The organism is Sporolactobacillus putidus, from assembly GCF_014647035.1.
Taxonomy (GTDB): domain Bacteria; phylum Bacillota; class Bacilli; order Bacillales; family Sporolactobacillaceae; genus Sporolactobacillus; species Sporolactobacillus putidus.
Genome location: NZ_BMOK01000013.1, coordinates 15328 through 36005, shown reverse-complemented (window position 1 = coordinate 36005; position 20678 = coordinate 15328). Strand labels below are relative to the sequence as shown.

Annotated in this window: 24 protein-coding genes; 8 read left to right on the top strand and 16 right to left on the bottom strand. The window is 46.0% G+C overall.

The features are described 5' to 3' along the window. Nucleotides 1-37: 37 nt before the first annotated feature. Nucleotides 38-961 (top strand): AraC family transcriptional regulator, encoded by a 924-nt coding sequence (locus IEX81_RS13115; protein ID WP_188804061.1) that lies wholly within the window; start codon nucleotides 38-40, stop codon nucleotides 959-961. Here the strand turns inward: IEX81_RS13115 and IEX81_RS13110 are convergent. From IEX81_RS13110 to IEX81_RS13085, 6 genes are all read right to left on the bottom strand, one after another. Beyond that, nucleotides 937-1377, bottom strand: coding sequence for a GNAT family N-acetyltransferase (locus tag IEX81_RS13110; RefSeq protein ID WP_188804059.1), 441 nt, complete (start codon nucleotides 1375-1377; stop codon nucleotides 937-939). The two genes, IEX81_RS13115 and IEX81_RS13110, sit on opposite strands and share 25 nt — an antisense overlap. Nucleotides 1378-1437: 60 nt before the next feature. Next, on the bottom strand, nucleotides 1438-1596 hold the full coding sequence (locus tag IEX81_RS13105) for a hypothetical protein (RefSeq protein WP_188804057.1): 159 nt from the start codon (nucleotides 1594-1596) through the stop codon (nucleotides 1438-1440). Between the two features lie 119 nt (nucleotides 1597-1715). Then, the gene (locus tag IEX81_RS13100; protein WP_188804055.1) at nucleotides 1716-2477 is read right to left on the bottom strand and encodes an ABC transporter permease; all 762 of its coding nucleotides are present in this window, start codon (nucleotides 2475-2477) and stop codon (nucleotides 1716-1718) included. Continuing rightward, nucleotides 2470-3396: an ABC transporter ATP-binding protein gene (locus IEX81_RS13095; RefSeq protein ID WP_188804053.1), complete on the bottom strand. Its 927-nt coding sequence runs from the start codon at nucleotides 3394-3396 to the stop codon at nucleotides 2470-2472. Before IEX81_RS13095 ends, IEX81_RS13100 begins: the two co-directional genes overlap by 8 nt. Nucleotide 3397: 1 nt before the next feature. Further along, nucleotides 3398-3595 (bottom strand): PLDc N-terminal domain-containing protein, encoded by a 198-nt coding sequence (locus IEX81_RS13090; RefSeq protein ID WP_188804051.1) that lies wholly within the window; start codon nucleotides 3593-3595, stop codon nucleotides 3398-3400. A 45-nt stretch (nucleotides 3596-3640) separates the two neighbouring features. Next, entirely contained in the window at nucleotides 3641-4756 is a 1116-nt protein-coding gene (locus IEX81_RS13085) for a helix-turn-helix domain-containing protein (protein ID WP_188804049.1), read from the bottom strand. A gap of 516 nt (nucleotides 4757-5272) precedes the next feature. Here IEX81_RS13085 and IEX81_RS13080 point away from each other — a divergent pair. Next, complete coding sequence (locus tag IEX81_RS13080) at nucleotides 5273-5566, top strand: hypothetical protein (RefSeq protein WP_188804047.1); 294 nt, start codon at nucleotides 5273-5275, stop codon at nucleotides 5564-5566. 77 nt (nucleotides 5567-5643) lie between these two features. Here the strand turns inward: IEX81_RS13080 and IEX81_RS13075 are convergent, their stop codons facing one another. After that, on the bottom strand, nucleotides 5644-6204 hold the full coding sequence (locus IEX81_RS13075) for a helix-turn-helix domain-containing protein (protein WP_188804045.1): 561 nt from the start codon (nucleotides 6202-6204) through the stop codon (nucleotides 5644-5646). A gap of 186 nt (nucleotides 6205-6390) precedes the next feature. On the opposite strand from IEX81_RS13075, the gene IEX81_RS13070 reads away from it, so the two are divergent. Both IEX81_RS13070 and IEX81_RS13065 read left to right on the top strand, forming a co-directional pair. Then, on the top strand, nucleotides 6391-7257 hold the full coding sequence (locus IEX81_RS13070; RefSeq protein ID WP_373292382.1) for a DMT family transporter: 867 nt from the start codon (nucleotides 6391-6393) through the stop codon (nucleotides 7255-7257). 155 nt (nucleotides 7258-7412) lie between these two features. Continuing rightward, the gene (locus IEX81_RS13065; RefSeq protein ID WP_188804041.1) at nucleotides 7413-8837 is read left to right on the top strand and encodes an NAD(P)-binding domain-containing protein; all 1425 of its coding nucleotides are present in this window, start codon (nucleotides 7413-7415) and stop codon (nucleotides 8835-8837) included. Nucleotides 8838-10180: 1343 nt separating this feature from the next. Here IEX81_RS13065 and IEX81_RS13060 read toward each other — a convergent pair. Both IEX81_RS13060 and IEX81_RS16980 read right to left on the bottom strand, forming a co-directional pair. Then, nucleotides 10181-10624: an aminoacyl-tRNA deacylase gene (locus IEX81_RS13060; RefSeq protein WP_188804039.1), complete on the bottom strand. Its 444-nt coding sequence runs from the start codon at nucleotides 10622-10624 to the stop codon at nucleotides 10181-10183. A 75-nt stretch (nucleotides 10625-10699) separates the two neighbouring features. Next, nucleotides 10700-10918: an Lrp/AsnC ligand binding domain-containing protein gene (locus IEX81_RS16980; RefSeq protein ID WP_506003412.1), complete on the bottom strand. Its 219-nt coding sequence runs from the start codon at nucleotides 10916-10918 to the stop codon at nucleotides 10700-10702. On the opposite strand from IEX81_RS16980, the gene IEX81_RS13055 reads away from it, so the two are divergent. The 4 genes from IEX81_RS13055 to IEX81_RS13040 all read left to right on the top strand — a co-directional run bounded on the left by IEX81_RS13055 (nucleotide 10904) and on the right by IEX81_RS13040 (nucleotide 13182). Next, nucleotides 10904-11200 carry an isochorismatase family protein gene (locus IEX81_RS13055; protein WP_229727615.1) on the top strand — a complete coding sequence of 99 codons (297 nt, stop codon included), beginning with the start codon at nucleotides 10904-10906 and terminating at the stop codon, nucleotides 11198-11200. The genes IEX81_RS16980 and IEX81_RS13055 overlap by 15 nt on opposite strands. A 37-nt stretch (nucleotides 11201-11237) precedes the next feature. Next, complete coding sequence (locus tag IEX81_RS13050) at nucleotides 11238-11765, top strand: cysteine hydrolase family protein (RefSeq protein ID WP_188804034.1); 528 nt, start codon at nucleotides 11238-11240, stop codon at nucleotides 11763-11765. Nucleotides 11766-11784: 19 nt separating this feature from the next. Next, nucleotides 11785-12663: a pentapeptide repeat-containing protein gene (locus IEX81_RS13045; protein ID WP_188804032.1), complete on the top strand. Its 879-nt coding sequence runs from the start codon at nucleotides 11785-11787 to the stop codon at nucleotides 12661-12663. Nucleotides 12664-12834: 171 nt separating this feature from the next. Continuing rightward, the gene (locus IEX81_RS13040) at nucleotides 12835-13182 is read left to right on the top strand and encodes a winged helix-turn-helix transcriptional regulator (protein ID WP_229727614.1); all 348 of its coding nucleotides are present in this window, start codon (nucleotides 12835-12837) and stop codon (nucleotides 13180-13182) included. Nucleotides 13183-13506: 324 nt separating this feature from the next. Here the strand turns inward: IEX81_RS13040 and IEX81_RS13035 are convergent, their stop codons facing one another. The 7 genes from IEX81_RS13035 to IEX81_RS13005 all read right to left on the bottom strand — a co-directional run bounded on the left by IEX81_RS13035 (nucleotide 13507) and on the right by IEX81_RS13005 (nucleotide 20568). Continuing rightward, nucleotides 13507-14073 (bottom strand): TetR/AcrR family transcriptional regulator, encoded by a 567-nt coding sequence (locus tag IEX81_RS13035; RefSeq protein WP_188804030.1) that lies wholly within the window; start codon nucleotides 14071-14073, stop codon nucleotides 13507-13509. Further along, nucleotides 14070-14795, bottom strand: a complete 726-nt coding sequence (locus IEX81_RS13030; RefSeq protein WP_188804028.1) for an MBL fold metallo-hydrolase — start codon at nucleotides 14793-14795, stop codon at nucleotides 14070-14072. The genes IEX81_RS13035 and IEX81_RS13030 overlap by 4 nt, the downstream gene beginning before the upstream one ends. 609 nt (nucleotides 14796-15404) lie before the next feature. Continuing rightward, on the bottom strand, nucleotides 15405-16439 hold the full coding sequence (locus IEX81_RS13025) for a threonine aldolase family protein (protein ID WP_188804026.1): 1035 nt from the start codon (nucleotides 16437-16439) through the stop codon (nucleotides 15405-15407). A gap of 58 nt (nucleotides 16440-16497) precedes the next feature. Beyond that, nucleotides 16498-16974 (bottom strand): flavin reductase family protein, encoded by a 477-nt coding sequence (locus IEX81_RS13020; RefSeq protein WP_188804024.1) that lies wholly within the window; start codon nucleotides 16972-16974, stop codon nucleotides 16498-16500. Nucleotides 16975-17530: 556 nt separating this feature from the next. Continuing rightward, on the bottom strand, nucleotides 17531-18199 hold the full coding sequence (locus IEX81_RS13015) for a YwrJ family protein (RefSeq protein ID WP_188804022.1): 669 nt from the start codon (nucleotides 18197-18199) through the stop codon (nucleotides 17531-17533). A gap of 28 nt (nucleotides 18200-18227) precedes the next feature. After that, nucleotides 18228-19592: an arsenic transporter gene (locus IEX81_RS13010; RefSeq protein ID WP_188804020.1), complete on the bottom strand. Its 1365-nt coding sequence runs from the start codon at nucleotides 19590-19592 to the stop codon at nucleotides 18228-18230. A gap of 547 nt (nucleotides 19593-20139) precedes the next feature. After that, nucleotides 20140-20568 carry a GNAT family N-acetyltransferase gene (locus IEX81_RS13005; RefSeq protein ID WP_188804018.1) on the bottom strand — a complete coding sequence of 143 codons (429 nt, stop codon included), beginning with the start codon at nucleotides 20566-20568 and terminating at the stop codon, nucleotides 20140-20142. Between the last annotated feature and the right edge of the window lie 110 nt (nucleotides 20569-20678).

Here is a 20678-nt window from a genome sequence, read left to right as displayed (position 1 = left end):
CTTTTCTTTCGCACGATTTTGATCGGGAGGATTTCAGATGATAAAAAATGAGGCCAACCACTACAGCAAGTCCAAGCCTGAAGCGCACCCCTACGTCGATATTCAGAGACGCGCGCATCTTGGGTACGGCCCGACTTTCAAGGAAAACTGGCATGAAGAAATCCAGCTCTACTATCTGACTTCCGGGACGGGATTGCTCCGATGCGAATCTGAGAAAATTGATATGCAGTCCGGCGACATCGCTCTCATTAACAGCAATGAACTGCACGTTCTGGAAAGCAGATGCATGAAATTAAGCTGCTATGTGATTCGCATTGATCTCGCTTCGTTTTTCAGTCTGATGCCCGGTCCGCGCCACACCAAGTACGCCGAGCTGTTATCGCAGCAGTTGATCTGTTTCTGTCACCTAATCAGAAAAGACCCGCGGATCCTGCACTGCGTCCGCACCCTGATCAGGGAAGATGAAATGCAGAATGACGGCTTCGAACTCGCCATCCAGTCATCCCTGCTCGAATTGCTTGTTCTGCTCTTGCGCGGCTATGTCACCAAAATCTATACAAAAAAGCGATTTAATACGCGGATGATCAGCCTGAATCAGCTGAAGTCCGTGATCAGCTTCATGAATGAGAACTTTCAGAAATCGATGACCGTCGCCGAACTCGCCGATCAGGCGCTGATGAGCGAAGCACACTTTTGCCGCACGTTTAAAAAAATATACGGGGAGACAGTTGTCAATTATATCAACTTGCTCAGGGTCGATAAAGCCGTTGACCTTTTACAGAGCGGTTCATTAAGTATAACGGAAATCGCCATGGCTGTCGGATTTAATGATGCGAACTATTTCAGCCGTGTATTCAAACGAAAAAAAGGCATCACTCCGCAGGCGATGCGTCAGGCTTTCAACCATTCAAAACGGGCTCTGGAAAATCAGCGGCCTCAAGGCAGTTCCATCGTAACGTGAGGAATGTTATCGATTAAATAAACTTCCGTAGTTTTTTTAAAACCGAATGATGCATAAAGGGACTGTATGTATTCCTGGGCTTCGATGACAACCGTTTTCCCGGGAGCCCCATCTTCGATAACATGTAGAATTTTGGAGACCAGCAATTTGCCTAAGCCTTGCCCTCTGTATTTTCGATTGATTAGTACCCGGCCGAAAGTAACCGAATTTCCTTCCTCAAAGATCCGGGCGTAAGCAATGATTTCCTGTTGATCGTCCAAAGCATACACATGAAGGCTTTTCAAATCATTTTCATCCACTTCGTGATAAGGGCATTCTTGTTCAACAACAAATACATCTTCTCGAGCTTTGTATATTTCATATAACTCTCGAGCTGTGAGCTGTGAGAACTCTTTGATTTTCCAGTCTAATTTCATTGTTCCGCTCCGTTTCAGTATTGGTAGTTTCAAGATTTTTATCGATCGTTACCGGATTTTTCATCGTTTCAGCTGTTCACTGGTAAAGTTATCGGTCGTTACAAGCGTATTATCGGTCGTTACGCACAATTTATCGGTCGTCACAAGCGTTTTATCGGTCGTCACGAACAGTTTATCGGTCGTCGTGAGCAGTTTATCGGTCGTTACCGGATTTTTCATCGTTCAAGCTGTTCACTGGTAAAGTTTATCTGCCATAGAAGCAGCATACGCATACCGCCACCACACTGGACCGGGATCATCCCTTTCCAGACGATTCAGGGAGAAAACACTTACTTTTTTTAGAGTTCACGCCTGCGGAAATAAAGGCAGGCGCAAGTCAGCAGGAGGAAGATAAGGAGGCACGCCGTCAGTACCGGCATTCGCATTGCTGAAGACGACAGATGGCGGCTAATCAGATCCATGTTGGCACTGCCGATTACAGATGGTGCTCCATCTTTTATTTTCGGAAGAAGTGAGCTCAGGTTAATGAGTCCCCAGATGACGAAACCCCCGACGGCGGCGAGTGCATAGTTTTTAAAAAGCGTTCCGGACAGAATGACGGCAGCGATCGTCAGACATCCGTACAGCCACATACAAAAGAGTGCAAGAAAAAGATGACCCGGCCTGTCTCCCGGGAAAAGATAGACGGTGTAAATGACACAAAGCGCTGCAGAAACGGTATAGGACAATGTCCAGACAAGCACATCAGCAAAAAATTTTGAAAGGATAAACTGACTTCGCGAGAGCTGCTTCGTCAGCATGATCTGCGCAGTCCCCTTCAACGTTTCTGTCACGATACCGCTGGAAAAAACAAGAATGAGAACAATGATGCCCAACTGGCCGATATTTTTAAAAAATTGCGCGTAGGCATCCAAATAAGTCGGTGTCGGCACCTGGATAATCGTGCCCGTTCCTGCCATACGGAGTAAATCCGGCATCAGCTTGGCAAACAGCGGACTGGTCATCCCGAAAATAATCAGTACAAGAAAGACGATAACGCCCTTGAATGTCTTAAACTGTTCTTTTAATTCTTTAGCAGTGAAAGTCAATAAGCTATGCACCGTGAATCACCTCGATAAACACATCTTCCAGACTTGATTCCATTTGTTCAAAATGAGAGAGTGGTATATTCAATTCCGCTAAGAGCGGACAGATCACTTCGCATAGTTTTCCGGAATCGGTGGAGATGAGAAGCAGCTGCGACGTTCCTTCCTGTCTGACTTCCCTAACAAATGGAAATAAGGAAAGCCGGTCTTTCAGCTCGTTCATTTTGTCAGCCGTGGGCACCTTCAGGCGAAAACTCTGACCGGCAAATTTTTTCTCAATGTCCGGCAAATCACCTTCCAGCTCTAAATGACCGTGATGCAGGATGCCAATAGTATCACAGACTCGCTGTACGTCGGCGAGAATATGTGTCGAAAAAACAACGGTCACCCGTCCTTTCAGCGAGGCGATAATGTCCAGGATATCTTTCCTTCCGACCGGATCCAGCGCCGACGTCGGCTCGTCCAAGATGAGCAGCTCCGGTTCATGGATCAGGGATTGAGCAATTCCGAGCCGCTGTTTCATACCGCGTGAAAAGCCCCCGATTTTCCGTTTCACACTGGCAAGTCCGACCAGTTCCAGCAGTTCGTCGATCCTTTTTTTATTTTTTTTCATATCCATGCCGCTAAGATTGCCGCAAAGTAAAAGATACTCTCGAGGTGTCATAAATCCATAAAATTCAGGAACATCGGGCAAATAACCGATATGTTTGTTTGCCGCTGCCGAGCCGAAACGTACACGCTCGCCGCAGACCGTGATTTCTCCTCCGTTTGGTCTGGTGAGGCCCATGATCATGCGAATCGTTGTCGTCTTGCCTGCTCCATTAAGTCCAAGAAATCCGAAGATGCTTCCTTTCTCAACTGATAAGTTCAGACCATTGACGACATTGGTTGAGCCATAACGCTTTGTCAGATTTCTGATCCCCAGTACCGGCATATCAGTCCTCCTCCCGTCCGATGATAAAGTAAAGAACCGGACCAATCAGGCTAAACAGAATAATAATAACCGCCCATATGCCCGTATTAAGCGTACGGGTCCTTCCCCGGCGAATCATGTGAATCAGAGCAATCAACATTAATCCAAGTTCCAGAGCCGCTACAGGAATAAGAAACGGCCAGTATTGCAGAGCGTGCATAGGTACCCATCCCTTCAGTCTATAAAAGTGGCAGTGCTTTTTATACTATTTTTCCGCTTCCAGCGAAGCAAGCCTTGCAAGAATACGGCCGTAACGCGGTTCGGAAGCCAGATCTGCAAATACAGGATTATTCTTCACGACCGCGATTAAATCTTTGCGGACGAGCCGGTCGCTGCGCGGAGCTCCTGCGCCAAGGGGCAAATCGGCAAATAGTTCCCCCAGCGCGTCAAAAACGCCATCGGTTTTCAATGTTAACGGAAACAAGTCTTTTCGCAAAGCAGCATCCGTGTACGCCTCAAGCATATCAAGCGTCCGTTCTTTTTTTCCATGACTGATGAACAACTGCGCGGCAATCAGGTAAACGGGAAAGTAGAGTGAAGGATTCAAATCAGCGAGATTAAACACGCGTCCGAACTCCAGGGTCTTATCAAGCCACGTTTCCAGTTTCTCTGGCGTGTCCGCATAAAGCGTGAGCAGATCGGGACCGGCGCCGACAATACCGCATATGTTCAGGTAAACAGAGCGCTGAAGCAAACCGATCGCTTTTTGGCTCTCGCCTCTCATCGCGTGTGCCTTGGCAAGCAAAATATCGGTGGAAATCGGCAGTTCCTCGATTTCCGCAAGAAGGCTGATCGTCTCTGCTGGCTGCCGCAATGCCAGATAACAGAATGCCCGCATTGAAAGCGCCTGCCTCGCAAGAATGGACTGACCACTTTCCGCCTCAACCCGCTGAAACAGTCCGGCTGCTTCCTGATAAATTTCGTCTGAACGCTCCGGACCGGCAAGCGGTGCATGATTGACCAGCAGCGTCCCCATAGCAAAAAGCAGTCTCCAGCAAGAAAAATACTTTTTTATATAAGAGCGGCACTCCTCATGAACACGAGCAAAGGGCTGCTCTGCAAAAGCCTGGCTCAGTTTGTGGTACAGCTTCTTGATCTCCTCCTGCGCCATCTGCTCCTCATATCCGAGCAGTTCATCCACGCTGATGCTGAAATAGGCGGCAATGACCGGCAGAAGCGCAACATCCGGATAATTCTGGCCAGACTCCCACTTGGACACGGCAGCTTTGGACACACCCAGATAGGCGGCCATTTCTTCCTGAGTTACCCCTTTTTTTCTCCGTTTTTCGGCGATGACTTGATTCATACGAATCATTTTCATCTCTTCACCTTCTCACCTGTCAGATTCTAAGTCTTAGAAAAAATCGAATGGGATCACTGAATGCCCCTATGTTCATTATATTCAGTCGCTATCATCTTCTAAAGCGAGCATCTATTAACAACAGCTCCATATTGTTAACTAATGGTTAACTCTCTTACATGTGTCATCCCTTACTTGCCCCAGGGAGAACGATTCGTTGAAAGTCATCGCCCTCAATCTGGAGACAATCGCCCCAAAACGTAAAACTTTCGCCCCGTTTTTGGCGGTAATCGCCCTAAAGCGTTGAATGCTCGCCCCCTTATCAAGGACAATCGCCCTGAAGCTTAAAACGATCAATTGTCTCTTTATCTTGACCCAACAATACTTTTTTCTCCGTCTCCGGTTCTTGTCCATTAATTTTAATCATGCTTTAAGAATTGCGATTTACACTTGCGTGAGTAGGTTCAAAATCAATGAGGAAGGAGACGCTTATCATGGAACGGATGAAACAATTTAATTTTTGGATAAGCCATCCTTGTGTCCGTCGTATTATTGATTGAATCGGGATACGGTCTCTATACGTACTATCAGAGAAGCCAGAGGCCTTTCCAGCCAGGAACTTTTTCATTAAATATGCCGAATGCCTTTCCAAATAATTCCGGGGGCTATGCCCCGGGGGCCGATTCTTCACAGTTTGGCGGCGGCAACTTCCAAGGCGGAAGACGAGCGCTCGGTGGAATGATGGGTGCAAGAAATTTTCAAAACAGCCCTTTTGGACTGGCTGTTGATGTGGCGGGTCTGATCCTGGCTGTTATTGCTTTGATAAATTAGACTTCAACAAAGAAACAACCGCTGAAAACGGAGCCGAACATCATGAGTCGCAGACCAATCAGGAATCTTTCTGCGAGTCAAATCAGCGATGGCGTTAAGACAAACAGAATATGAATGGTGTGATCGGATTTGTTTAAAAATTTGTGTTTGACACGCGGAGGAATGCGTACGACATCGCCTTCGTCCAGAACATGTTCATGGCCGTCCAAAACGACACAAGTTTCTCCGCTCATGACAACCGCGAGTTCTTCTTTCTCCTGATGGACAAAGTATCCTTTTGTTGTTTGCGCGTGGGGCCGTAGATCCATCATCAGCATCTCTATATTGGCCTTCATAAAGTCGGGGGTGAGCACATCATAGACGATGTGCTCACGATTCTCGCGACAAACTTTTTTTCGGTCCTTTTTTCGTGAAATAAGCGTATTGGGATCAATGTCATTGATGAATAGTGTGAACAGCAGGACATTCAGCGCTTTTGCAATCAGTTCCAGAACGCTGAGTGAAGGGTTCGCATTCCCCCGTTCCAGTTGGCTGATCAAGGACGTACTTATCCCGGAGTGCTCCGCAAACTGCCGAATAGTCATCCCCGTTTTCTTTCTGTAATTCAGCAAGGTTTCCCCAAGCTTGTTCCGTAACATTTTATTCACCCGGAATCCTATAAATTGTGTTTTTTGCTGCGATAACCACAACATCGTAAACTCGGTGGTCAAAGCCTTGTCCTCGGCAATGTAAAGACGTAAGATGATCATTGTTTATTATAATGCATGACTATATTTTATTGTGTACTTTTTCTTTTTCGTCCGAGGAGTGATTCTTTGAAAACCATCAGTCCGCCATTATCTTATATACTGTTGTTCTTCGGTGTTTTCGCGCTATCCACATCGGCCATTTTTGTCAAACTATCCGACGCCCCGTCGACAATCATTGCAGGTTACAGAATGCTCTTTTCCGCGCTCGCGCTCCTGCCTTTTCTGCTGTTCAGGAAAGCCGAGCTGCGGGAATTAGCCCACTTGTCAAAAAAGCAATGGTTGTTAGGTGTCTTATCCGGCATTTTTCTTGCCGCCCATTACACATTATGGTTCGAGTCGCTGCGCTTCACTTCGGTCGCCAGTTCAACCGTGCTCGTGACGCTTCAGCCGCTGTTTGCCTTCGCATTCGGCTACCTGCTCTTTGGAGAAAAGTTGACACGGCGCGCGCTGTTTGGAGGTTTTCTGGCTATTGCCGGAAGCGCGATTATCGGCTGGCAGGACTTCCGGGTCAGCGGAACTGCTCTTCTGGGTGACGCACTGGCTTTATTTGCAGCCGGCGTCATCACCGCTTATTTCTTCATCGGGCAGCATCTCAGGCAAAAACTGTCGCTCTTCCCCTATGCCATTCTCGGATACGGGAGCAGTGCTATCTTTCTATTAAGCTACTCTCTGTTTCAAGGATTTTCCCTGACACGCTACTCGGCTTTGAATTGGCTGTGGTTTGCCGGTCTCGCTCTGATCTCCACGATTCTGGGTCAGACCGTTTTCAACTGGCTGCTGAAATGGATGAAGGCTTCAACCATATCGATGAGTATTTTAGGCGAGCCGATCGGTACCTGCATCCTTGCCTATTTTATTTTGGGGCAGGGCATGACGCTGCAGCAGGGTATCGGTATTGTTGTGATCCTCGCCGGTATTTTCATTTTTCTATACAGAAAATAAGAGATAGTCTGGCAAAACGAGCATTAGTGACTATAAATAATCAGAAAAATAAAATTTAGATGAATTACGATTGAAATGGCCGAGAAAAAAAGATAGTATATGGGACAAACAATGTTAGAAATGTTTACGTCAAATTGATGAAAGGATGAATGATCATGAGTCTGGAGGCTTTGAACGAACGTGTGAAAAAAGATCTTTCTTGTCTCGCATTCGGCGGTCCCGACTGGGTGCTTCCGATCCATCATCCCGAGGGTCATGTCTACGACGCCGTGATCGTCGGCGGCGGTCAATGCGGCTTAGGTATCGCCTTCGGTCTCCTGTGTGAACGGGTGTCCAACATCCTCGTCATCGACGAAAATTCTGAAGGTCTGGAAGGGCCATGGGTTACCTACGCCCGTATGATGACGCTGCGAACGCCCAAACAGCTGACCCCGATCGATCTCGGGATTCCCTCTTTGACCTGCCGTGCATGGTGGGAAGCTCAGTTCGGACCGGAAAGCTGGGAAGCGCTCGACAAGATTCCGAAGGGTGACTGGATGCGCTATCTGCGCTGGTATCGGGAAGTGCTTCGTCTGCCTGTCATGAACCGTGTGAAGCTGAAGCTGATCGAGCCTGCGGAAGACGGCGTTCACCGGCTGCATATCGAAGGAGCCGGAGCGACATCCGACAGGCTGCTGGCGCGAAAAGTCATTCTGGCGACCGGAATCCAGGGCGGCGGACAATGGTATGTGCCATCAATGATTTCGGAAAAATTGCCGCGCCGGCTCTATGCCCATACGTCCGAGGCCATTAATTTTGAAGCGCTTAAGGGTAAGAAAATTGCTGTTCTGGGCGGCGGAGCATCAGCCTTCGATAATGCCAATTTCGCACTCTCTGAAGGTGCAGGTGAAGTTCATGTCTTTGTCCGCCGGGAGCAGTTGCCGCGCATCAATCCGATCCGCCAGATGGAATCTTCCGGCATTATCGCCCATTTTCACACACTTTCGGATGCCGACAAGTACGCGGTTATGGCCCATTTCTTCAAGTTCAATCAGCCGCCGACCAATGACACGTTCGGCCGTGCGGCCTCATGGCCCGGTTTTCATCTGCACCTTGGAGCGCCGTGGCTTGATGTGGCAGCCGCAGATGACGGAGCAATAGTGACAACGCCTCAAGGCAAATTGACTTTTGATTTTCTGATCATCAGCACCGGCCTTCGCACCGATCCGGCTCTGCGCCCGGAACTGAGCCTGGTCGAAAGCCACATCGCCCGCTGGCGTGACCGTTATCAAGCGCCGGAGGAAATCGCCAACCCTATGCTTGACGCGCACCCTTATCTCAGTTCCGGCTTCGCCTTCCGGAGCCGCGACGAAGAAGGGCAGAATCTGCTTCACGGTCTCTTCGCGTTTAACTATTCCGGAATGATCAGCTGCGGCCTCTCCGCCTCGGCGCTGTCTGGCATGAAATACAGCATACCAGAAGTCGTCGCGGCGGTAACGGACCAGCTCTTTCGCGATGATCGCAAGGAGCATCTGAAAAACTTCTTTGACTATGATGAGCCCGAGTTTGTCGGCGAATGGCCGAAAAAGAGCCGGGTGTGAATTAACTGGAAATAAGCATCGTTTATAGGAAGAACGTCAGAGCGCACCGTCTAATTATTCAAGATGCGTTCTTTTCGTATGTCGACCTAAATACAAGAGGAATGAATCTTACGTTTCTATCAAACCAGGACCAAAATGGACTTATTGTCGTATTGAAATAAAGTTCTTTACTTACAAATAAAGTTGTTTACTGGACAAAAAAGTCCTTTACTGAAAACGGTCTTGTTGCGCGGCAATGTCGAACTGTTCATAAAATCGATAGGAGTGAAAGATCTGACAATATATAATGGCTGAACTTTTTTGTCATGTTGACTCAGCTTGGTCCAATTTGAATTTCGGTTCGACTTCTTATTTTCGGTTCGACATTTGCCAGATTCGGTTCTACTTTTCAATAGTTCGGTTCGACTTTTTCGCATTTCGGTTCAACTTCTCACTTTCGGCTCTACTTTTGCCAGATTCGGTTCGACTTTTCAATAGTTCGGTTCGACTTCTTCCCGTTTCGGTTCAACTTCTTATTTTCGGTTCAACTTTTGCCGGATTCGGTTCTACTTTTCAATAGTTCGGTTCGACTTTTTCGCATTTCGGTCCAACTTCTCATTTTCGGTTCTACTTTTCAATAGTTCGGTTCGACTTCTTCCCGTTTCGGTTCAACTTCTCATTTCTGGTTCGACTTTTGCCGGATTCGGTTCTACTTTTCAATAGTTCGGTTCGACTTTTTCGCGTTTTGGCTCGACTTTCTCCTGATTGGGTTCAGCTTTCTAAATTCGATCGAACTGTTGCGCATTGTCCGTCTACTACGCAACAGACCATTTATCTAATTATAGAGCAGTAAAGAACTTTTTTTCGTGAAATCTATGGTTGAATGCTGGTATGCCAGCATGAGTAAACAACTGTTTTCTTGAATGGCTATGCAATCTCCTTTTGTATTTTTCCATTTATATTTCCTCCACACCTGAAAAATCCAAGATTTCTTCGATAGTCAATCCGAAATATTTCGCAATCTTATAAGCAAGAACCAAAGCCGTGTATATTTTTCACGTTCCAATGAGGTAATGGTCTGCCTCGTTACGCTGACTGCAAAAGCAACCTCTTCCTGTGATATTTTATTTTTTTGCGCAACTCCTGAATTCTTGATTTCAAATATCCTCCTCCCTATATTGCAAAGCAAGCTTTGCAAAAATGTCAAACACGCTTTCCAAAACAATGAAACAACTGTCCTGCTCATTATAAAAATGCTCCGCGAAAGCGCGAAGCACCTGAAGGATGCACATTTGAAATGTTTGATAATCATATTGTCCACAGTGGCGCAGTATAACAAGCCGGATGAACACTATCTCACTCTCCTAATCAAAAACCGTGAGTACCTGATTTAATTCAATTAATGCACGCGGGTCGATTTTTAACGTAGACGTTGATTGTCCCGTCCCGCCGTAAATAAAATCATAATCGAACAGACGCCTGTCTGCCACGCAAGGTAAACCAAAACCAATCAGGGCAACGCTCCCTACATCAAATCCTGTTGCTTTCCGAACTTCCCCGGGAGAGGCCAACTTTACTTTACTGCAGCCAAGAAGATCAGCCAGTTTATTAAAATCGATCTTTTCGCGACTTCCCGATATAATAGCCCCCAGAAATCCTTGATCTGTTTTAAGGATCAGCGTCGGAGCTGTCTGGCCGACTTCAATACCAAAATAATCCGAGCCGTCTTCTCTAGTCAGGATTGGCTTCTCATGCTGGATGATTTCATATCTATATTGAGTGCCTTTTAAAATCTCCGATAAGTTCATCTCCGCTGCATCTCCAATTTAAATCATCTTTTGTTTATCGCTCATCCTTCACGTTCATCTGAAGGCGGCCTCACCCTACTTCACTTGCTTTATGGAAATGTTAACCTTGTAGCGTCCATAGTTCAATAACTCCTTGCAAAAATTATCCAGTTCGCCGGGCAAAAAATGCGCGGTCAGCAGATAGCATCCGTCTCCAGAAATCTTATACACCGATTCAACATTCGGATTGACGGCCATCGTGTTTTCAAAGACACCATAATCCTGAGACCCATATACATCGTGATAAAGACCTATCCAAACAGCTTTTTACAAACGGTTCTTAAGGAAAAATTACAGGAGCAGGGAGTCAATCAGCTGGTCATTTGTGGTATGATGACTCATATGTGTGTGGATTCAACAACCCGGCAGGCTAAAGAATTGGGCTATCAAGTAAAACTGATTTCCGACGCTTGCGCTACGCGGGATCTTTCATACGGTCAATCCATCGTATCCGCTACAGACGTACAGAACGCCTTTCTTTCAGCATTGTCCAGTTTTTCCGAAGTTGAATCGACAGCAGCCTGCTGTCGTAAATAAGCTGTATTACCCAATAAAACGATGGAGGTCCCGTCATATGAAACAAGCCCTGATTGTCGTTGATATGCAGGAAGTCTTTTTTAATAACCCGGAAAACGATCTGTACGAAAAAGAACGTGTACTGAAAAATATCAATCGCTTAATCGATCAGGCCCACAATCAGGACATCCCGGTGATCTTTATACAGCATACAAGCCAGGATCCCGATGATGAACTCTTTGAAGGCACATTCAACTGGCAGCTCCACAAAAATTTAAACCGGTCGGAATCGGACCAAGTGATCAGGAAGACGACCTGGGATGCATTTTACCGGACAGAGCTCCATAACTATTTAAAGGAAAATAAAATCGACCAGCTAACGTTCGCGGGAGCGCAAACCGAGTTCTGCCTGGATACAACAATCCGGGCGGCATACAGCCTGGGCTATCAGCAGAACAGGTTATTTCGGTACACCCACAGTACCCTGGACAGTTCCGTTCTGAAAGCACAGGACATCATTGACCATCATGAATCCATCTGGAACAATCGGTTTCTGACCCTGATCGATGGCGGTATTCATTTGTAAGAAAAAGGAGTTGCACCCATTGTTTGCGAACCATGATGATCCAAATTCAAAACCCAATATAAACCACAGCAGTCTGCACCCCGACTGCGGTAACTGTTTCGGTTTGTGCTGTGTTGCACTGTCTTTCGCAGCTTCAGCAGATTTTGCGATCGAAAAAGATGCCGGCAGACCCTGCCCGAATCTGCAATCGGACTTTCGCTGCAGCATTCATAAAGATCTCAGGCAGAAGGGGTTTAAAGGGTGTACCGCTTTTGACTGTTTCGGTGCAGGGCAACAGGTTTCTCAAGTCACTTTCGGAGGGGTCGATTGGCATGACGAGCAGGAAACGGCAAGGAAAATATTCGATGTGTTCCCAATTATGCTGCAGCTTCATGAGATGCTCTGGTATCTGACTGAAGCTCTTACCTTGAAAGCGTCTCTGCCGATTCACCGAGAGCTTTGCTCCGCACTTGATGAAACGCAGCGATTGTCCCAACTTAGTCCCGATTCACTCCTGGCACTCGACGTTCCCGCTCACCGATCAAAGGTTAACGCGCTGCTCTTAAAAACAAGCGAACGCGTGTGGGCGGAGTCACGCAGGCTGCTTAAGGGTTATAAAAAAAATAAGCGAATCGACCGGCGTGGAGCCGATCTTATAGGGGCATATCTGAGCGGAGCCGATCTGAGCGGAGCCGACCTAAGAGGTGCATATCTCATTGCTGCGGATCTCCGAGGCGCCGATTTGCGAGCAGCCGACTTCATCGGTGCTGATTTACGGGATGCCGACCTTAGCGGAGCTGATCTCACCGGGAGTATCTTTCTCACTCAGGCTCAGATCAGCTCGGCGAAAGGCGATACACGCACTAAACTACCGCACCTGCTTTCTCGCCCGGCACATTGGTCTGTTTCAAGCAAATAAAAAAGGGGACAGGAATTTTTTATTCAAAGCGCAGCATCGATTTGAACAGTGAAAACAAAAATGTTCACGTTTTTTTATAATAGACAGCACTAAAGAGCATGTTTCGATCCGTTTTTTTCAAAACATACTCTTTGACATACTCTCTCTATCCGGACTTTTCTCAGGCGGTTATTGACCGAAACAAATTATGGCTTCACTAAATTAACCCGAAATCCTTTAAAAGATTGTCCGATCGAAGCCGCACTCAATTTAATTGGAACGAAGTGGTCATTTTTAATCATCATGGAGCTGATGATCGACGGCACTTTGAGATATAGCGAAATTCTGAGGAATTTAGAGGGGATCAGCCCAAGGACGTTATCCGCCAAATTAAAGCTGCTTGAGGAATCTAAGATTATTTCCAAGAAAATATATGCTGAAGTTCCTCCTCATGTTGACTATTCATTAACGGAATTTGGAGAAAAACTGGAGCCTATATTTTTGGAACTGAAAAAGTTCGGGATCACCCTGCAAAATTAGACGGGAAATCATGCCGGTTTGGACTGCGTTCCCGGTTGATCGTGACTCATTGTGAAACTTTACAATGAACAGCCTATTCATTAACCCTTTCTGCTTTCAAGCGGCCTGTTCGCCATGGACTGTTTTTGCAACCGGCCTTTTGTCTCTGCGTGCCGTCTATAGTAAACCGTAGTAATGACGAAGAGACCGCCTAACCGTCCTTGTTCACCACCTGCACATAGGCAAAAAGAGCCGAAAATTGTGGCTGTGCTCCATGAGCATCGGCTCGTGTCGGCGATGTCCGCCAACCACGCTTTTTCAAATTTCATATTTTTCACACCGTATTCATTTCTTTAATGTCGCAATCATGCCTTTAATAAAGATATCAAAGGCAATGGAAATCGATTCATTGAGAGGAACGTCGATATTGAACCCTCCTTGTCTCTCAAGTGTACTAAAACCATATGAAAGGGCACGCAATCCTCTGACGAAATGGATCGCTTTCTCTTCACTCAGATGATAAGGTTCCAGCACCCGTAAAATAATGGCGATAGTATCTGAACTCATTTGATTGATTTCCGTATCCTGTGGATCAAGCGCGCTTAAGGTCGCGCTATACAATCCGGGATTATCCTTCATTAAATGAATATAAGCGAACCCGATGGCTTTCAGTGCTTCCTCGCCCGACTTCCCGACGGCTGCAGTCATAATCTCATGATAAAGCTGTTTCAGCGCGTGAAGCGCCAGCGCTTTTCGTAAATCATTCAAGCTTGAAATATGATTGTACAGTGACGGTGTCTTAATTTCCAATGCTTTTGCAACTCTTGCAAGGGTCAGAGCCTCATACCCCTCCTGATTGACAATTTTCTCGCTGATTTGGAGAATCGCTTGCCTAGTAACCTTTTCTCTCATTTTGTTCCACCTTTCAAAGCTCTTTCGGCCTGTCGAATGGCGCGCGACATGATTTCTTCAGGACTATTCAATAACTTCCCATGCCCGACACCTAATAAGCTTGGTGACAATTTTTTAAGTTTAATCGCGCTTTGAACGGCAACTTCTTTATTCCAGGTAGCCCAAGCCGGAAAAGGAAATAAGGGCTTTAACTGGCCTGAAACTGCTACCCCTCCCCTTATCTGAAAAGCGTCGCCTGCAATCAGCGCTCGCGTTTTTTCGTTAAATAAGGCGATGTGTCCGGGAGTATGGCCCGGAGATGCGATCACTTGAAAAGGTCCGATGATATCGCCTTCGGAAACTAAAGTATCAGGTGTTGTCTGAATTTGCCCCGGTTTTGGAACGCCCCCCTTGACAGGTGTTTGCGGTTCATCCGTCTCAAGCGTCACGTCCCCCTTCAAAAGTTTCGCATCCCGTGCAGAAATCACCACTTCGCAATCAGGCAGCAGCTTTTTCAGTCCGTCCAGAGATCCGATATGATCACTGTGGGCGTGTGTTAACAGGATACGCGAAATCGGTTTACCGATATCTTCAGCGGCCTTCAAAATTCCTTTATAGCTGAACGGCAGGGCGGTATCAATTAACGTCAATGCATTTCCTTCATCAACTAAATAACAATTGACGGGAAACCAGGACGGAAAGAAAGTGAGCTGATAAATGGAACCTTCTCTTGTAATTTTCATTTTGAATGACTCCTTTTTACTATTTATATTAGCATTATAACTAATATCATTAGTTTTGTAAAGATCCCATTTTACTTCATGATTTAACAACAAATAATTGGTCTCAAAATAAAGGATCCCAGAGCCTATGATTTCAACTTACAAATTCAAATGATTCTATTTAGAGATCACTTAAAATGAAAAAGATTCTCTCCAGTCATATAATGCAATTAATCCCACCATAGTTTAGAGGCCGCTAAGCGTCCGTCTTGCTGACTTATGTTGTTCAAAATTTGTCCGCTCTGCTGAATGCAGCCAGGCAGATGTGGTGATAAATCAGCGAAGGTCAATACAATTGGGCTGATGACCGATAAATCAAGCCTAACGACTGATTAACTGCTGTTAACGACCGATAAATCAAGCCTAACGACCGATTAACTGCTGTTAACGACCGATATTTAAGCCTAACGACTGATATGCGGATAATTATTCTATTTGATGGTTGAAACAAAACCTCCTTCCTATTTCATACGGCGACAACAAAAAATCCGGGAATCGATCATCCCGGATTCAAGCAGATAAGCCGCGCGGGCTGAAGAGCCCGACTTTATTTATAAAAAGATTTTACATTCAGCACTTGGCAAGTTCTTTTATATCTTCAAGAAAAGCGGATATTGCTTCCTCTTTTGTTGCCCATGAAGTCACGAGACGAATGGCTGAATGATCCGAATCAACTTTTTCCCAGACATGAAAGGAATAGTTATTCTGAAGGCTGGAAATTAATATGTCGGGCAGGATTGGAAAGATTTGATTGGACGGAGAGTCTGCCAGAAACCCGAAATTCGCTTCAGACAATCCTTCTCTGAGCCTGTCCGCCATCTTATTGGCGTGCGCGGCCAGATCAAAGAACAGATTGTCCCCGAACAGCTCAAGAAACTGAATGCCCAGAATCCTCCCCTTCGCAAGCAGCGCTCCTTTTTGCTTTATGTAATACCGGAAGTCTTCCTTCAGCGCGTCACGGCAAATCACTAAGGCTTCACCAAGCAGCGCGCCGTTCTTGGTCCCGCCGATATAGAAAGCGTCAACGAGCTCAGGCAGATCGCTTAATTCCAGGTCATTGCCTTCGGAGCACAAGGCCGATCCAAGCCGGGCGCCGTCCATATACAGAATCAGATTGTGTGCATGGCAGAATTCGCTTAACTGTTCCAGTTCGCCTTTGGTATAAATGGACCCTATTTCAGTCGTATCGGAAATGTAGACCAGCTTTGGTTTCACCATGTGCTCATCAGGATGCGCATCGAGCACCGCCTGAACCGCTTCAGGGGTCAGTTTCCCGCCTTCATCCGACTCGGCGACAACCACCTTGTGTCCTGTTGCTTCGATTGCGCCGGTTTCATGTGTGTTGATGTGGCCGGTCTTCGCCGCGATTGCGGCTTCATGCGGACGCAGGAAAGCAGATATCGCGATCAGATTCGTCTGCGTCCCGCCCGGAATCAGATGGATCGCAACATCTGTCCGTCCGAGTTTCTGCTTCAGCAGATCGATCGCTTTTAATGAATAGCTGTCTTCCCCGTAACCCTCTTCCTGCTCCAGGTTTGACTCTATTAAAGCGTTCAAGATTCTGGGATGTGCCCCTTCACTGTAGTCATTCTTGAAACTATACATTCATGTCCCCCGTCTCGTTATAACGTTACATCTTTTAGCCCGGACATCTGAAAAAGCATCAGCCGCCGTAATAAAAACCGGTCTCTTTCATCGTCAGCGGATCGCCCTCACGGTGCACACCGGCGCCGATCACTTCGCCAACATATATATAGTGATCGCCTTTCTCCACCTTATCCACAACCTTGCACTCGAAATAACTGAGCGCATCCTTGAAGATCGGACATCCGGTCTCCCCGGTGTAAAATTCATACCCGGCCAGCTTATTGCCTTCCGGTTCAAGGGCACGAAAAAACGCGGTGACCATCTCTTTCTGCCCGGTTTCCAGTACATTGACGCTGAATACGCCGCCGGCGGCTATTTGTTCCTGGGAGCGTGTGCCCGCCTTTGCGGCAAGAGTGACCATGGGCGGTTCAAAAGAAGTCTGTGTCAGCCAGTTTCCCGCAAAAGCGTTGACGCCGCCTTCATCCTTCGTTCCCACAAGATACAAACCATATGTAATACCGCGCAGAGCCGTCTTCTTTGCCTTTGCATCCATCTTTGTTTCCTCTTTTCTTATCATTTATTTCACAAATTCTCCTTAAAATTATTATAGGGCAAACTTTCTTAATACGTCCAATGCAACGCAGCTGCTGACCGTGCAAAAGAGACCTTTCTTAAGAAGGAAGGGAACGAGCGCGCAAAAATAGCGGGACCTCAGAAATCTTCAAGGCCTCGCTTATAAAGCGTTACAATCCGCCGTTCGCTTACGTCAAAGATGCGGATACACATTTCTTTGAACCAAGTTCATGTATCTGGCATACTCTATTAAAAACATTAGAAAACTTGGCGTAGGCTGAGCCTTAGTTGCGGGGGCCAGGACGGCCTAATGCCGAACATGCCGCAGGACGCGGCGATCTGTTCGGTCGCTTATACTATAATCCTTAAAAACTTATACTCTCCTATAGTATGAGAAAAACCAGGGCGTCTTCCCCGCCATGAAAAATGTGAGAGTCCAATTTCGCATCCATCCTTCTTAAGCGCAAGGTGGATTATTTTTTGTCCTCATGTGCGGCTTGATTTCTTATAAATGGATTCATCTGAAGAAGGATCAATCACGGTAATTGTATCATTTTGATATGCTCCAGATTCCGGAACACGGTTTCCCTTTCAGCGGTTATGATCGTCATTTTATTATTCTGCACCTTCTGAACCAGGCCTATTTTTTCAGCATCATTTCCACCATCGATGATCACCAGCTGGTTTTCTAATTTTTTCAGCTGTTCTTCAAATGTTCTGGCCAGTGAAATGTTAACCGGTATAAGCGGCAGTTTTTGATTGTTCAGGGAATAAGGTGTTGCATTTGCCGGATAAGGTATGAGCCATTTGACATGGTTCATGGAGATAAACATCGTTTTATACACAGGGGAGTGAAAGACAAAGTAGTCGTTCATGATGCTGGTTAAATAGCCATGAATGGAAATATTACTAGTCACAAACACCTGAACAAACATTCCTTTGGCATTGGTCAGCATGTTGCGGAAAGAGATTTGATCCGTTTCAAACGGTTTTTCTACAGGAGGATCGTACGAGGCATCTTCCTCTATCGTGGTTTCTTTCAATTTTTGAATATGAACCATCGGAATGTAATAAAAGGAACGGTTTTTGCCCACATACAGAACAATAATGTCCAGCCCGGAATCGATGAGGGTTCCTTTGTAAAAACTGCCTCCGGAGATCTCTACTTCTATATATTTTCCAATTAAATCTTTAAAATCATTCATTTTAAGGTTCCTTTCTTCTTATATGAGCCTATACTTGACCAACTCCGCCGAAAATCCAGGTTACCCAGTAATATAAAATGACTAGTGTAAACAAAACGGTCGGCGGAATGACGAACACGGTGACTTTTACATACTCCCGCCAGGTGATTCGTACTTTTCCTTTTTTCAGGATATGCATCCACATCAAGGTGGCAAGCGTTCCCATCGGGAGAAGCAGGGAACCCATGTCACTGCCGATGACATTAGCCAGATATGAGACTTTCAAGGTCAGCAGATTCAGATGCATGTTCGTTAATGTGAGGGTCCCAACCATAAGTGCCGGATGATTGTTAAAAAGATTGGAGAGAACGGACAGCAGCAAACCCATCATGACACTCGCATGGAGCAAGTTCCCGGATACCACAGGATGCAAATAGTTGACGAGTAAAGTGGTCAAACCGATGTTATTCAAGCCATAGATAATGACATACATGCTGAAGGCGAAAATGAGAATATACCAGGGCGTTTTCTTTAGCATATCGTAAGGAGGTATTTTTAAATAAGCCCATCTCCATCCGAGAAGGATCAACGAACCGGCAACAGCGACAATGTAGACCGGGATCGACAGAAATGAAGCGACAAACAGGCTGACCCGGACGGAAAATACGAACAGCAGGACATTGCGCATCAGCCGGGAACGGTTCTTTTCCGATACATGATGAAGTTCTGATTTGAGCGGATGATACGATTTGAATGAACGTCCGGTCACCGTAACAGGAACGGTTTTCGGCAATATTTTGTAAAATCTGAGGAACAGAAGCCCGGTCAGCAAAAGCAGGCCGAGCGATGCCGGAACAAACATCATAGCCGTATGCATATACAATGTCATATGCACGATCTTCAGAGCAATCAGGTTAACGATATTGCTAACGCCGATCGGAGCACTCGACGCGGTGGCGATCAGGCCCCCGGACAGCAAATACGGGATTTTCTCATGATTTTTCAGGCCCATATTGTTGAGCAGCATGACCAAAATCGGCGTGGTGATTAAAATACTTCCATCATTATTGAAAAAAAGAGTCATTAGAAAACAGAGAAGATTGATGTACCAGAATAAGCGAATTCCCGACCCCTTTGCCTGGGCGGCGAGTTTTTCCGCCATCCAATTAAAGAAACCGAAGCTTTCCAGGACAATCGCCATAACAATCGTTGCTATAATCGTAATAGCCGCACCGCTTATTGTATCTGCTATTTTCCCAAGATCCGATAGTGAAACACTTCCGCTCAGTAGCACAATAAACGCGCCAACTGCAGCAGGTATGGCTTCATTAATCCCTCCCGGTCTCCAAAGAATAAATACAACAGTCGCAAAAAAGGTTAAAACGGTTATCCAAACCATAGGTTGAAAAATCATAGTTGTCTCCTTTCAATCTGGCCGGCAAATTCATGATGTTTTTAAGAGACGACCCTGCCTCTTATGCGCTCCGCTCATGTCACTCCCTTCCATCTATCTCTGCTGTCGTATTGTCCTATATTTATATGCATCATGAGGTAGACGAGCTTTGGGTTAGTTACCTGTTTTCCATAACTTCCACTGGAATCTATGTACTTGTGTCTCTGCGACGGGACGTGTGCCGTGAAAAGACAGATTAGAAGAGAGCAAAAATTGTGTCCTTGCCTGAATGAAAGGGTTTAATCAAGCCGGTATGGTTTTGAATTTGGATAAACGCCATATTGGAGGATGTATTCTTCGACCAGGTCGGGATAAAAAGCGCGGTTTAATATTGGGGTTACAAGGTTATTCGCTTACTCGGGGTTTTGTCCTGACGGTTTAGCGGCCCGCTTTTACTCATGCAGGCGATAAGGGCTCAGCAGGCGGAATTTTCTGCAGTTCGTCATCAACTTTAGCCTGGTGAAAACTTGCTTTTAGCACACACGCTCCCCGTGAGGCTTTCTTGTCATTATAGTTTTTTCTTATAGCCTCTATTATTTCGTTGAAATCCATAAGATTCATAGAAACTGCAAGCATCAAGCCGATCTTCTTCTGTCACCAGAATCATTTGCGTGCAGTTCCTTTCCGCAGCCCTTTTTTCTAGTTCAAGCAGTAAGGCCCTGCCAACTCCCGCCCTCCTCGTGGTTTGATCAACGATCATGTTTTCAATCACCAAGAAGGGTTTGCAGTCCCCGTAAAGCTCTTCACAGACAATACCCATCACCGAACCGGCCAATTTATTTTCTATTATTGCGCTTAATAGGATGTGCGTGTTTTCCTCTCGAATTTTTACAAATTGTTTTTTCATCTTCACAACATCCGATTCTTCATTCCAAAACTGCCGGTAAAGAACTGATAGTTGAGGAATATCCTCAAGCTGCATTTCTCTGACGATCATACATTCACCTCAGATCAATAATCCGTATCAACTTTCCGTTTTATGTTTTTCATACTTCTCAATTCGCTTCCGTATACGCTTAAGGCTTTATTTGCGAAATGGAGAACTTA